This window comes from Novosphingobium sp. GV079 (assembly GCF_003058045.1).
Taxonomy (GTDB): Bacteria; Pseudomonadota; Alphaproteobacteria; order Sphingomonadales; family Sphingomonadaceae; genus Novosphingobium; species Novosphingobium capsulatum.
Genome location: NZ_QBUE01000022.1, coordinates 13,660 through 26,791, shown reverse-complemented (window position 1 = coordinate 26,791; position 13,132 = coordinate 13,660). Strand labels below are relative to the sequence as shown.

Genomic DNA, 13,132 nt, shown 5'->3' with positions numbered 1-13,132 from the left:
GCCATGAATCACAGCTTTGATCCCACGATCCTGCGCGAATACGATGTGCGCGGCGTATTCGGCGAAAGCCTGGGCGCCGACGATGCCCGTGCCATCGGGCGCTGCTTTGGCACGCAGGTGGTGCGCGCGGGCGGCGGCGCAGTGGTGGTGGGCATGGATGGCCGCGTCAGTTCGCCGATCCTGGAGCATGCCCTGGTCGAAGGCCTGAGCGCGAGCGGCGCCGATGTGGTGCGGATCGGCCTTGGCCCCACGCCGATGCTCTATTTCGCGGCGCTGACGCTGCCCGGTGTGGCTGCGGGCATCCAGATCACCGGCAGTCACAACCCCGCCCATCACAACGGTTTCAAGCTGGTGCGCGATGGCCAGCCTTTTTTCGGGGAGGCGATCCAGGATCTGGGTCGCCAGGCGCAGGTCGGTGATTGGGACAGCGGCACCGGCACGGTGCGCAGCGTCACCGTGCTCGATGCCTATGTCGATCGCCTGCTCAAGGGGCTGGATGGGATCGACCGCGCCAGTCTGGCCGGGCTGAGCATGGCGTGGGACGCGGGCAATGGCGCCGCTGGGCCAGTGCTGGAACGCCTGGTCGCCCGCCTGCCGGGGCAGCACCGGCTGCTGTTTACGGAGGTGGATGGCACCTTTCCCAACCATCATCCCGATCCCACGGTGGAGGAAAACCTCGCCGATCTGCGCCAGGCAGTTGTGCGGGACGGCTGCGATTTCGGCGTGGCGTTCGATGGCGACGCCGATCGCATCGGCGCGGTCGATGGGCTGGGCCGGGTGATCTGGGCCGACCAGATCGTGATGATCCTGGCGCAAGACCTGCTCGCCCGCCGTCCCGGCGCGCTGGTGCTGGGTGATATCAAGACCGGGCGGGCCCTGTTCGACCGGGTACGGGCGCTGGGCGGGCAGTCGCAGATGTGGAAATCGGGCCACTCGCACATGAAGACCCGCCTGCGCGAAAGCGGTGCCTTGCTGGCAGGCGAAATGAGCGGCCATGTGTTCTTGGCCGATGACTGGTATGGCTTTGACGATGGCATCTATGCCGCGATCCGCCTGATCGCGGCTGCGGCGCGGTTGGGCCAGTCGATCAACGACCTGCGCGGCGCGATGCCCGATACCATCGCCACGCCCGAATTGCGCTTTGCCGTGGATGAAGCGCGCAAGTTTACCGCGGTGGACGAGGTGAAAGCACGGCTTGACGCGCAAGGCGCCGATATGGTGGCGATCGATGGCGTGCGCGTGACCACGCCCGATGGCTGGTGGCTGCTGCGCGCCTCGCATACCCAGGCCGTTCTGGTGGCGCGGGCGGAAAGCGAGAGCGAGGCAGGGCTGGCTCGCCTGATGCAGCAGATCGACACGCAACTGGCGCTGTCGGGCCTGGCCCGTACCGCGCAAGTGCCGCATTGAAACGGACCCGTTCCGTTTATTGAAGCATCGCAGGTGCAAGCCAGATTGATCTGCACGTGATTGGAGCGGGTATCGTCTTGCCATCGTCGCCCTCGCCCGGCCATGATCGTCCGATGGCAACGGGTACGCGCGCATGATCATCGGGATTGACCTTGGCACCACCAATTCGGCCGTGGCGCTGTGGGATGGAGAGGCGGCGCAACTGGTGCCCAATGCGCTGGGGCAGATGCTGACGCCGTCGGCGGTGTCCGTCCTGCCCGATGGCACCACGCTGGTCGGCCAGGCCGCGCTGGAGCGGATGGCCGCCAAGGATGGCGTCACCCAGGTCAGCTTCAAGCGCTACATGGGCACCGACCACAAGCTCAAGCTGGGACGCAACACCTTCAGCGCCGAAGAGCTTTCGGCCCTGGTCCTCGCCAGCCTGCGCGATGATGTGGCCGCGCAGACCGGCACCGTGCCGACTGAGGCGGTGATCACTGTGCCGGCCTATTTCAACGACAAGCAGCGCAAGGCGACGCGCCGCGCCGGTGAGCTGGCCGGCCTATCGGTGCGCCGCCTGATCAACGAGCCGACGGCTGCGGCCTTGGCGTTTGGCCTTGCCAGCCGGGGCGAGCATGAGCCGTTCCTGGTGTTCGACCTGGGCGGGGGCACGTTCGACGTCTCGATCGTGGAGATGTTTGCCGGCATTGTGGAGGTGCGCGCCTCTGCCGGGGACAACCGCCTGGGGGGAGACGATTTCAACGCGGCGCTGGCCGGCGCAGTGCGGGCGCGGCTCGATCCCGATGGCCTGCTCGACCGGCTCAATCCCGAACACGCCCGCGCCCTGCTGCTCCAGGCAGCCGAACGCACGCGCCGCGCGTTGTCTGACACGGGCGAGGCGGAACTGGCGCTGACCGTGGCCGAGCAACGCTTGGCGACCCGCGTAAGCGCGGCCGATCTGGAAGCGGCGGCCGAACCCTTGCTGCGCCGGCTGCGCGATCCGGTGGTGCGCGCCCTGCGCGACAGCCAGATCGACACGGCCAGCCTTTCAGAAGTGGTGCTGGTGGGCGGGGCCACGCGCATGCCAGTGGTGCGCAAGGCGATCACCCGGCTGTTCGGGCGCTTTCCCAATTCCACCGTGCATCCCGATCATGCCGTGGCGCTGGGCGCGGCGATCCAGGGCGGGTTGATCGCGCGTGATGGCGGGCTGGACGAGGTGCGGATCACCGATGTCTGTCCGTTCACCCTGGGCGTGGACCGCAGCGAGCGCGATGGCCGTGGCGGCATTGTCAGCGGCCTTTTCACCCCGATCATCGAGCGCAATACCCCCGTGCCGGTCAGCCGGGTGCACTATTTCCAGACCATGGGCGACAACCAGCGGCGGGTGGAATTCGGCATCTACCAGGGCGAGGCGCGCGAGGTTTCGGGCAATGTGCGGCTGGGCGCGGTGGATATTGCCGTGCCGCCGCGTCCGGCGGGCGATGTGCAGGTGGACGTGCGCTTCAGCTATGACAGTTCGGGCCTGCTGGAGGTGGACGTGTCCATCCCGCTGACCGGGGAAAGCCGCAACGTGGTGTTCGTGGACGAGGAGGACCGCAAGGACGATGCGGAACTCGATCGCCGCCGCCGTGCCCTGGCCGCGCTGAAAGTTCACCCGCGCGAGGACGCCGGCAACCAGGCCCTGCTCGCCCGGGCAGAGCGCATGTGGGAGGATCACCTGGGCGATGTGCGCACGGTGATCGGCCAGTGGATCATCGCGTTCCAGTCTGCGCTGGAAAGCCAGGACCATCGCGCCATTGCCCAGGCCCATGCCGACCTTGCCGCCCGGCTCGACAGCCTGGACGCGGAGATGCCACTGTGATTGACGGCGCCTGGGGCCGCCTGGGCATCGCGCCAACACCCGATCAGGGCGCGATCCGCCGCGCCTATGCCGATGCGCTGCGGGCGATGGAGGTGGACGCCGATGTTGCCGGCTTTGCCGCGCTACGCCAGGCGCGCGATACGGCTTTGGCCTGGGCGCGCAGCCAGGCGGCGCAGGCCAGTGCGCCCGATGCGCCGGGCGATCCCGCCGCGCTGCCCGTGGCGGTGGAAGACGAGCGCGCAACAGCGGCAGAGGCGGCTGACGATACCCCGCCGGGCACCTGGCCCCACGCCGCGCCCCGGCTGGACGGGCATGCCGACACAGGCACCGTACGTGCCGGGCACGACCATGGCCACGATGCGCTGGTGCCGGCTTTGCCGTTTGCGCCGGCGCGCGGTCCGGCCGATGATCAGTTCGTGGTGCAGCGACCCACCTTGGCACCGATCGTTCTGGCCGGGGCAGCCGATGCGCCGGGGGTAAGCCTTGGGCGCCAACAACCCCAAACGCGCGCCGACCATGCCTTGCACGATCTGCTGCTCGCCGGGCCGGGCACCGAGTTTGGCCTGACCGCAGACGATCGCGCGGCCGCCCTGGCCCTGCTCGATCGGCTGATCGCCCAGGCCGATGCCGGCGGCGTGGACCTGTGGTCCCGCACCGAGGAATGGCTCGCCGAAACCCTGGCGCGCAGCTGGCCGCGCGCGGCGCCGCTGCTCGACCGCGCCGCGCAGACGTTCGGCTGGGCCGATCGGCCGGCAACCACCGGGGATTCGCCGGCTGTGGCGTTCCTGATCTCGCGCCTGGGCAGCCAGCCGCTGGTGCGCACGGCCTACCCGCCGCAAGATGCGTTGTTCGTCGCGCTGATGCCCGAGGATGGCGCCGAGGCGCCGCTCTACGGTGTGGAGGAAGCGGCGGCGCTTGCGCATCTGCAAACCCTGCTGGGCGAGGCGCACATGGCCCAGGTGGAACGATCGGAAGAGATCGAAACCTGGCTGGCTGATCTGCTCGCGCAATCTTGGCCGCGTTCTGCCCCGCTGCTGGAACCGGCGGCGCAGGCTCTTGGCTGGGAACGGGAACGCGGCACGCTGAACGAGCGGCCGGTGATCGCCTTCCTCAACGCGCGGCTGCGCGGCCTGCGCTTTGCCCGCAAGGTGCAGGACAAGGCCCACCCGCTGCACAGGGCCTGGGCCGAACTGACCCGGACGGGCACGCGCAAGGGCCTGTTCGTGTCGCGGCGCCAGGTGCGCCAGCTGATCGATGGCGTGCGCAGCAATTTTCCCGAGCTGGAACAGCACTTCAATCCTGTCCTCGTCGCCGCGTGGGAGCCGCAGGCCAGTGGCAGCGGCGGTATCGGCAGGAACTTTGGCTGGATCGCGATCGTGCTGATCGGGCTGGTGCGCATGGTCATTGCTATTGCCGATTACGGGCAGGACCACCCGGCGTCAGCGCCTCCGGCTGCCTACGAAGCCAGTGCTCCTGCCGCGCCGGGACAGGCGCCCAATGCCTCCTTTGATCCGGCGGCCGACACGCTGCTGGCCGATGTGGTCCACCAACTGTTCGGGCCAGACATGTCTTATGCCGATCTGCGCAAGGCCAATCCCAACTTCGCCGGCACGATCAATGCCAATCGGCATCTCACCGCCGACCCCGGCGAACTCGCACACCAGGGCCAGGTGGTGCTGACCCAGCGGTTGCTCTATGCGCGCGCCCACGCCGGGCCGGCACGGCTCGATGCCTTGGCGCGCTGGCGCCTCGACATGCTGATGGCGGCGAAAGCCGATGGAGCAGAGACCTGCCTCAAGGTCTACCACTGGGAGGATCTGCCCAAGGGTTCGGCCTTGACCGGAGCCGCGCTGGAACGGCAGCAGAAGTTGGCGCGGACACTGCTGGCATCGGGCGAAATCGATGCGCCCCAGCCCGATGGCTACACCCGTAGCTATAACATTCCGGGGCCGATCATCGCCCAGATCATCCAGACGACCGGTCTTCCCGAAGGCGCGGTGCGGCGCGCATTCAACGGGGAGGGATTGCCCGCTACGGTCTGTACGGTGCAGATCGCGTTGCTCAAGGCCGCGCTGAACTGGAAAGGCACCGAGCGCCAGCCGATTTTGCGCTTGCTGTGAAGGCGCTCTGCCTCTCGCAGCGGCGGGGCAGCCTACCTATCTTATGACGATGGCCATGATCCCGCCCGAAATCGAAAACTGGTTTGCCGGGCGTGGCTGGCGGGTGCGGCGGCACCAGGCCGACATGCTCGCCGCGGCTGACGCGGGGCAGCATGCGTTGCTGGTCGCTGATACCGGCGCGGGCAAGACGCTGGCTGGGTTCATGCCGACGCTGGCGGCGTTCTGCCCCTCGCGCCTGGGCGATGCGCCACCCCCTGACGGCCTGCACACGCTCTATATCTCGCCGCTGAAAGCGCTGGCGCACGATGTGCAGCGCAACCTGTTGACGCCGATCGCCGAAATGGGCCTCAACCTGCGGGTGGAAACGCGCAGTGGCGATACCCCGTCCGATCGCAAGGCGCGGCAGCGGGCCAAGCCACCGCAGGTCTTGCTGACCACGCCCGAATCGCTGTCACTGCTGCTCAGCTATCCCGAGGCGTCTGAAATCTTCGGCGGGCTGAAACGCGTGGTGATCGACGAGATCCATGCCTTTGCCACGGGCAAGCGCGGCGATCTGCTGGCCCTGGCGCTGGGGCGGTTGCAGGCGATCAGCCCCGATCTGCAACGCGCGGCGCTGTCGGCCACCGTGGCCGAGCCCGAAGGCTTTCGCGGCTGGCTGGCCCCGTGGGGCGAGATCGATACCGTTGCCCTGGTCGAGGGCGAAACCGGCGCGCCGCCCGAGGTTGAAATCCTGCTGCCGCAGGAAGAGCGCGTGCCGTGGGGCGGCCATGCCGCCGCCTGGGCGGTGCCGCAGCTGATCGAGATGATCCGCGCCAACCGCGTCACGCTGGTGTTCACCAATACGCGCTTTCTGGCCGAATATATCTTTCAGCTGTTGTGGGATGCCAACGAGGGCAACCTGCCGATCGGCATCCACCACGGCTCGCTGTCGGCCGAGGCGCGGCGCAAAGTGGAAGGGGCAATGGCGCGCGGCGAGCTGCGCGCGCTGGTCTGCACTGCCAGCCTCGATCTGGGGGTGGACTGGGGCGATATCGACCTGGTCGTGCAGATGGGCGCGCCCAAGGGTTCCTCGCGCCTGTTGCAGCGCATCGGCCGCGCCAACCACCGGCTGGACCAGCCGAGCCGCGCGGTGCTGGTGCCGGGCAACCGCTTTGAATACCTGGAAGCGATGGCCGCGCGCGATGCCGTGCACGAGGGCCAGCGCGACGGCGAGGATTTCCGCCCCGGCGGGCTCGACGTTCTGGCCCAGCATGTGATGGGCTGCGCCTGTGCCGGCCCGTTCGAAGAGGCGGCGCTGTTGCAGGAAGTGCGCGCCTGCCTGCCCTATGCCTGGGTGGACGAGGCCGTGTTTGCCCGCGTGCTCGATTTCGTGGCGACCGGCGGCTATTCGCTGCGCGCCTATGACCGCTTTGCCCGCATCGTGCGCGACAAGAGCGGCACCTGGCGGCTGACGCACCCGGAACAGGCGGCGCGGCATCGCCTCAATGCCGGGATCATCGTCGATTCCGAAATGCTCGAGGTGCGCTTTCGCAACGGGCGCTCGCTGGGCAAGGTGGAAGAGCATTTCGGCGCGCAGCTGAGCCCGGGCGATACGTTCCGCTTTGCCGGGCTCGACCTGGAAGTGGAAGGCGTGCGCGATCTGGAACTGGTGGTGCGCGCGGCGAAAAAGGCCGGGCAGATCCCCAGCTATGGCGGCGCGCGCATGCCGCTGACCACGCACCTGTCCACCCGCGTGCAGGCGATGCTGGCCAATCGCGGCACCTGGGCGCGGTTTCCCGACGATGTGCGCGAATGGCTGGAAATGCAGGACTGGCGCAGCCGCCTGCCCGCGCCGGGCGAACTGCTGGTGGAAAGCTTTCCCTATCGTGGCCGCGCCTATAGCGTGTTCTATACGTTCGAGGGGTGGAACGCGAACCAGTCGCTGGGCATGCTGATCACCCGGCGCATGGAAGAGCTGGGCCTGGCGCCGCTGGGCTTTGTCGCCAACGACTATGCGTTGGCGGTGTGGAGCCTGCGCCCGATCACCGATCCGGCGCCGCTGCTGTCGCCCGACATCCTCACCGACGAATTCGTCGACTGGGTGCAGAACTCGCACCTCTTGCGCCGGGCGTTCCGCGAAGTGGCGGTGATTTCCGGCCTGGTGGAGCGGCAGCATCCGGGCAAGCGCAAGAGCGGCAAGCAGGTAACCTTCTCCACCGACCTGATCTATGACGTGCTGCGCAAGTATGAGCCCGACCACGTGCTGATCGAGGCCGCCTGGGCCGATGCCCGCGCGCGCATGACCGACGTGGGTCGCCTCGCCGACCTGCTCGACCGTTCTGCGGCAGAACTGGTGCATGTGGAGCTGGACCGGGTGACGCCGCTGGCCGTGCCGGTGCTGGTGATGATCGGGCGCGAAAGCGTGGCCCAGGGCGAGGCTGATGACGAACTGGTGATGGAGGCGGAAAGCCTGGGCGGGCTGGCGATGCGGGCGGATTAGCGTTTTTTACCCCTCCACCACCGGCTACGCCGGCGGTCCCCCTCCCCGTCGCTGCGCGACAGGGAGGATCTGATCCTCCCCATCGTGATGGGGAGGGGGACCGCCCGCGCAGCGGGTGGTGGAGGGGGTAACCCAACAAAAAAGGCCGGAAGGTTTCCCTTCCGGCCCTTTTTTGTCAGCGGTTTGGCTGATCAGCCCTTGAGCACTTCGGCCAGGGTTTCGCCCAGCAGGCTCGGCGAGGGGGAGACGCGGATGCCCGCGGCTTCCATCGCGGCGATCTTGCTTTCCGCATCGCCCTTGCCGCCCGAGACGATGGCCCCGGCGTGGCCCATGCGGCGGCCCGGAGGAGCCGAGCGACCGGCGATGAAGCCGGCCATCGGCTTCTTGCGGCCACGCTTGGCTTCGTCGATCAGGAACTGCGCGGCCTGTTCTTCCGCGTCGCCACCGATTTCACCGATCATGATGATCGACTTGGTTTCATCGTCGGCCAGGAACAGTTCCAGCACGTCGATGAAGTTGGTGCCGTTGACCGGGTCACCGCCGATGCCGACGGCCGTGGTCTGACCCAGGCCGATGTTCGAGGTCTGGAACACGGCTTCATAGGTGAGCGTGCCCGAGCGCGAGACCACGCCGACCGAGCCCTTCTTGAAGATCGAACCGGGCATGATGCCGATCTTGCATTCGTTGGGCGTGAGCACGCCGGGGCAGTTCGGGCCGATCAGGCGCGACTTGCTGCCGGCCAGCGCGCGCTTGACGCGGACCATGTCGAGCACCGGGATGCCTTCGGTGATCGCCACGATCAGTTCCATTTCCGCGTCGATCGCTTCCAGGATCGAATCGGCGGCGAATGGCGGCGGCACGTAGATGCACGATGCGGTCGCGCCGGTGGCGTGCTTGGCTTCGGCCACGGTGTTGAAGTTGGGCAGCCCGATGTGGGTGGTGCCGCCCTTGCCCGGCGTCACGCCGCCGACCATCTGCGTGCCATAGGCCAGGGCCTGTTCCGTGTGGAACGTGCCGGTGGCACCGGTCATGCCCTGGGTGATGACCTTGGTGTTCTTGTTGACCAGAATGCTCATGGATCAGGCGACCTTCTGCACTTCGGCGACGATCTTCTTGGCAGCATCACCAAGGTCGTTGGCCGGAACGATGGGGAGACCGGAGTTGGCGAGGATGTCCTTGCCCGCTTGCACGTTGGTGCCTTCGAGGCGCACGACGAGGGGAACCTGCAGGTTCACTTCCTTGGCCGCGGCAACGATGCCTTCGGCAATGATGTCGCACTTCATGATGCCGCCGAAGATGTTGACGAGAATGCCCTTCACCGCCGGGTCCGAAAGGATCAGCTTGAACGCAGCCGTCACCTTTTCCTTGTTGGCGCCACCGCCCACGTCGAGGAAGTTGGCCGGGAACATGCCGTTGAGCTTGATGATGTCCATCGTCGCCATGGCCAGGCCCGCGCCGTTGACCATGCAGCCGATGTCGCCATCGAGCTTGATGTAGGCCAGGTCATACTTGCTGGCTTCGATTTCGGCCGGGTCTTCCTCGGTCTCGTCCCGCAGCGCAACAACGTCGGGGTGACGATAGAGCGCGTTCGAGTCGAAGCTCATCTTGGTGTCGAGCACCAGGAGCTTTCCGTCCTTGGTTTCCACCAAGGGATTGATTTCGAGCATGTCGCAATCCAGCGCGACGAACGCGGTGTAGAGCTGCTGCGCGATCTTGGCGGCCTGCTTGTTGAGGTCACCCGACAGGTTCAGCGCAAAGCCAACGGCGCGGCCGTGGTGGGGCATGAAGCCCTGGGCCGGATCGATGGTGATCGTGGTGATCTTTTCCGGAGTCGCGTGGGCGACTTCTTCGATGTCCATCCCGCCTTCGGTCGAGACGATCAGGGCAACGCGGCCAGTGGCACGGTCAACCACCAGCGAAAGGTAGTATTCCTTAGCGATATCAACGCCATCGGTCACATAGAGGCGGTTGACCTGCTTGCCCGCTTCACCGGTCTGCACGGTGACGAGGGTGTTGCCGAGCATTTCCTGAGCGAAGCTTTCGACTTCCTCGATGCTCTTGGCGAGGCGCACGCCGCCCTTGGCGTCGGCCGGCAGTTCCTTGAACTTGCCCTTGCCGCGGCCGCCGGCGTGGATCTGCGCCTTGACGACATAGAGCGGCCCGGGCAGCTGCTTGGCCGCAGCCACCGCTTCTTCGACCGTGAGGGCGGCGATGCCGGCAGGAATGCCGACGCCGAACTTGGCGAGCAGTTCCTTGGCCTGATATTCGTGGACGTTCATGCAGGATCCCCGCTTACGTATGAGTGAAGGGAGGGCGTAGCGCCGTGTTTTCCGCGCTGCCATAAGCACAGGTTTTCGCAGTTGCAAAGACCTTCATTGCGCGATTAATCTGCGCACTGTCGGAATCGCTAGCTGGCAGTGGCGCCGGGCAGCGCTCTTGCCCCCTCTTGCCAATCGGGAATCGTGCGCCCAAGGCTGGGCCAGGCATGATTGATCCCGTCACCCTTGCAACCATCGTCGAGGAAGCCGCCGCCAAGGCGCTGGCCCTTTGGCCGGGCCACGGCCATGCCCCCAGGATATGGGACAAGGGGCACAACGATCCGGTGTGCGAGGCCGATCTGGCGGTCGATTCCTTTCTGCACGAGCAGCTTGGCGCCCTGCTGCCCGAGGCGGGATGGCTGTCGGAAGAATCTGCCGATGATCCTGCCCGGCTGGAGCGGGGGCTGTGCTGGGTGGTCGATCCGGTGGATGGCACCCGCGATTTCGTGCGCGGCCGGCCGGGCTGGGCAGTCTCTGTCGCGCTGGTTGCGGCGGGGCGTCCGATCGCGGCCATCCTCGCCGCGCCGGCGCGTGACGAGGTGTGGCTGGCGATGGCCGGGCAGGGCGCCACGCGCAATGGCGTGCCGCTGGTTGCCAGCCAGCGCATGGCGCTGAGCGGCGCGCGCATGCCGATGGACCTGCGGCCGCCGACCGAGGTGGACCTGGTCATGGTCGACAAGCCCAACTCGATCGCGCTGCGCATGGCCATGGTCGCGGCGGCCGAGGCGGATCTGCTGGCAACCTGGCGCTGGGGCTATGAGTGGGACATTGCCGCTGCCGCGCTGATCGCGCAGGAAGCCGGCGCCCTGGTGACCGACGCGCATGGCGCGGACCTCTTGTTCAACAAGCCCGATCCCCGCGCGTTCGGCGTGCTGGTCAGCGCACCGGCGATCCACGAAGCCGCCCGCGCGCTGGTTTCTCCCGCCACGTCCAAGGCCCTGCGCGGCTAGGCCGGGATCAGGCCTCGGCAAAATCCTCGGTGTCGATCGTGGCGCGGATCGTTTGGGCATAGCGGTGGCCGGCGACGGTCTGCTGGTTGATCAGCGCGTCGATCTCTGCCGTGACGGCGGCGGGGATCTGCCAGTCCCAGCGCGCGATGTTTTCCTCGAGGTGGGCGATCTTGCCGGTGCCGGGAATCGCCACGATGTGATCGCCCTTGCCCAGCACCCAGGCCAGCGAGAGCTGCGCCGGGGTGACGCCCTCACGCGCGGCGATGGCGTTGAAGGCATCGACCAGCGCCAGGTTATGCACCCAGTTCTCGCCGACAAAGCGCGGCATGGCCTTGCGGATGTCGCCGTCTTCCAGGGCCTGCGGATCGCGCACGCCATTGGCCAGCACGCCGCGCGCAACCGGGGAAAACGCCACGAACGTGGTGCCCACCTCGCGGCAGGCGTCGAGCACGGCAATTTCGGCCTGACGCGTCCACGGCGAATATTCGGTCTGCATCGCGGCAATGGGATGGACGGCGGCCGCGCGGCGCAGCGTATCGGCCGACATTTCCGAAAGGCCGATCGCGCCGATCTTCCCTTCCTTGATCAGGTCGGCCATCGCGCCCACCGAATCCTCGATCGGCACGGTGAAATCGCGGCGGTGCATGTAATAGAGATCGATGTGATCGGTCTGCAGCAGGGTCAGCGACTTTTCCAGCTCGGCGCGGATCGTGTTTGGGTGGCAATCGACCCCGCGCTTTTCGCCGCTGGCGAAGATGCCCATCTTGCTGGCAAGGAACACCTTGTCGCGCTTGCCCTTGAGCGCTTGGCCCACCAGCGTTTCGTTGTGCCCCTGCCCATAGAGGCGCGCGGTATCGAAGTGATCATAGCCCACGTCGATCGCGCGGTGCAGCAAGGCAATACCGTCGGCGTCGGTCGGCCGCTCGCCATAGGCCCAGCTCAGCGACATGCAGCCCAGCCCGATCGGGTTCATGGCTTTGCCGGCCAGCGTGCGGAAGCGGTGCGAAGCGGTGGACATTGCGGTATCTCCTTGTTGGCGCGGGGAATGCCAGCCGATGGTGCGCTGCGTCAACCGGCATGAGGGGCAAACGAAAAGGGGCGCCATCCGGTCTGGATGGCGCCCCCTTTACAAGGGCCAAGGCCGTTGCGGCTTACTGGCCGCGGGCGCGGGCCACGTCGTCCTGCGTCACCGGCACAATCTTGATTTCCACGCGGCGGTTGGCGGCGCGGCCTTCCTCGGTGGCGTTGGAGGCGACCGGGCGGGTCTTGCCAAAGCCCTGTGCGCGGATACGGGCCGGGGCCACGCCACGCGACGACAGGTAATCAGCCACGGCCTGCGCACGGTTCTGCGACAGGGTCATGTTGTAGGCATCCGACCCGGTCGAATCGGTGTGGCCATAGACGTCGATCAGCGAGTTGGGATACTGCACCAGCGACTGGGCGACGCGGTCGAGCGTGTCGCGGAACGCGGGCTTGATCATCGTGCTGTCGGTGTCGAACGTCACGCCGTTGGGGAGGTTGACGAGGATCGCCTGGCCATTGTCGGTCGGCGTCACGTCGACGCCCGAGCCGGCGGTCTGTTCGCGCAGCTGCTTGATCTGCTTGTCCATGGTGTAACCCACGGCCGCGCCGGCGATGCCGCCGATGCCCGCGCCAACGATGCGGCCGGTGCCACCACCGATCAGGCCGCCGAGCAGCAGGCCACCCAGGGCGCCGGCGCCAGCACCGATCGCGGTGCGCGACACCTTCTGCTGGCCGGTGTTGGGATCGGTGACGCAGGCCGACAGGCTGATCAGCGACACGGCGCACATGCTGGAGACAAGCACCCGACTGAATTTCATGACAAATACCCCTTCTTTCATCCTCGGCCCGGCAATTGTGCCCGCCAGGCCTCCCGACATGATCGGTAATTCGGACAAGCCCAATACACCAGCGCCGCCTGAATGGTTCCCGAATGCTGGCGGCAACCGCAGCCACACCGGAGGGACTTCGCGGCGCGGCGCAAATCTGCTAGGGGC

Annotated in this window: 9 protein-coding genes; 5 read left to right on the top strand and 4 right to left on the bottom strand. The window is 67.1% G+C overall.

From position 1 onward, the window contains the following. The first annotated feature begins 3 nt into the window (after positions 1 to 3). The 4 genes from pgmG to C8K14_RS20195 all read left to right on the top strand — a co-directional run bounded on the left by pgmG (position 4) and on the right by C8K14_RS20195 (position 7,846). The gene (pgmG, locus tag C8K14_RS20210; RefSeq protein ID WP_107718728.1) at positions 4 to 1,407 is read left to right on the top strand and encodes a phosphoglucomutase/phosphomannomutase PgmG; all 1,404 of its coding nucleotides are present in this window, start codon (positions 4 to 6) and stop codon (positions 1,405 to 1,407) included. Between the two features lie 133 nt (positions 1,408 to 1,540). Then, entirely contained in the window at positions 1,541 to 3,247 is a 1,707-nt protein-coding gene (locus C8K14_RS20205) for an Hsp70 family protein (RefSeq protein ID WP_107718726.1), read from the top strand. Beyond that, positions 3,244 to 5,367 (top strand): hypothetical protein, encoded by a 2,124-nt coding sequence (locus C8K14_RS20200; protein WP_107718724.1) that lies wholly within the window; start codon positions 3,244 to 3,246, stop codon positions 5,365 to 5,367. Before C8K14_RS20205 ends, C8K14_RS20200 begins: the two co-directional genes overlap by 4 nt. 43 nt (positions 5,368 to 5,410) lie before the next feature. Next, a complete protein-coding gene (locus C8K14_RS20195; protein WP_107718722.1) occupies positions 5,411 to 7,846 on the top strand; it encodes a ligase-associated DNA damage response DEXH box helicase in 2,436 nt (811 codons plus the stop codon). A gap of 191 nt (positions 7,847 to 8,037) precedes the next feature. Here C8K14_RS20195 and sucD read toward each other — a convergent pair whose 3' ends face one another. Then, positions 8,038 to 8,922: a succinate--CoA ligase subunit alpha gene (sucD, locus tag C8K14_RS20190; RefSeq protein WP_054132605.1), complete on the bottom strand. Its 885-nt coding sequence runs from the start codon at positions 8,920 to 8,922 to the stop codon at positions 8,038 to 8,040. A gap of 3 nt (positions 8,923 to 8,925) precedes the next feature. Next, entirely contained in the window at positions 8,926 to 10,125 is a 1,200-nt protein-coding gene (gene sucC / locus C8K14_RS20185; protein ID WP_022675717.1) for an ADP-forming succinate--CoA ligase subunit beta, read from the bottom strand. Positions 10,126 to 10,331: 206 nt separating this feature from the next. Between sucC and C8K14_RS20180 the strand changes: the two genes are divergently transcribed. Beyond that, positions 10,332 to 11,114: an inositol monophosphatase family protein gene (locus tag C8K14_RS20180; protein ID WP_107718720.1), complete on the top strand. Its 783-nt coding sequence runs from the start codon at positions 10,332 to 10,334 to the stop codon at positions 11,112 to 11,114. A gap of 7 nt (positions 11,115 to 11,121) precedes the next feature. Here C8K14_RS20180 and C8K14_RS20175 read toward each other — a convergent pair whose 3' ends face one another. Both C8K14_RS20175 and C8K14_RS20170 read right to left on the bottom strand, forming a co-directional pair. Beyond that, positions 11,122 to 12,132, bottom strand: a complete 1,011-nt coding sequence (locus C8K14_RS20175; RefSeq protein WP_107718718.1) for an aldo/keto reductase — start codon at positions 12,130 to 12,132, stop codon at positions 11,122 to 11,124. 133 nt (positions 12,133 to 12,265) lie between these two features. Next, positions 12,266 to 12,955, bottom strand: coding sequence for an OmpA family protein (locus C8K14_RS20170; protein WP_107718716.1), 690 nt, complete (start codon positions 12,953 to 12,955; stop codon positions 12,266 to 12,268). Between the last annotated feature and the right edge of the window lie 177 nt (positions 12,956 to 13,132).

Excerpts from the sequence above, each read along its gene's own strand:
- pgmG (WP_107718728.1), top strand. The coding sequence starts at position 4 with ATGAATCACAGCTTTGATCCCACGATCCTGCGCGAATACGATGTGCGC.
- C8K14_RS20205 (WP_107718726.1), top strand. The coding sequence starts at position 1,541 with ATGATCATCGGGATTGACCTTGGCACCACCAATTCGGCCGTGGCGCTG.
- C8K14_RS20195 (WP_107718722.1), top strand. The coding sequence starts at position 5,411 with ATGACGATGGCCATGATCCCGCCCGAAATCGAAAACTGGTTTGCCGGG.
- sucD (WP_054132605.1), bottom strand. The coding sequence starts at position 8,922 with ATGAGCATTCTGGTCAACAAGAACACCAAGGTCATCACCCAGGGCATG.
- sucC (WP_022675717.1), bottom strand. The coding sequence starts at position 10,125 with ATGAACGTCCACGAATATCAGGCCAAGGAACTGCTCGCCAAGTTCGGC.
- C8K14_RS20180 (WP_107718720.1), top strand. The coding sequence starts at position 10,332 with ATGATTGATCCCGTCACCCTTGCAACCATCGTCGAGGAAGCCGCCGCC.
- C8K14_RS20175 (WP_107718718.1), bottom strand. The coding sequence starts at position 12,132 with ATGTCCACCGCTTCGCACCGCTTCCGCACGCTGGCCGGCAAAGCCATG.
- C8K14_RS20170 (WP_107718716.1), bottom strand. The coding sequence starts at position 12,955 with ATGAAATTCAGTCGGGTGCTTGTCTCCAGCATGTGCGCCGTGTCGCTG.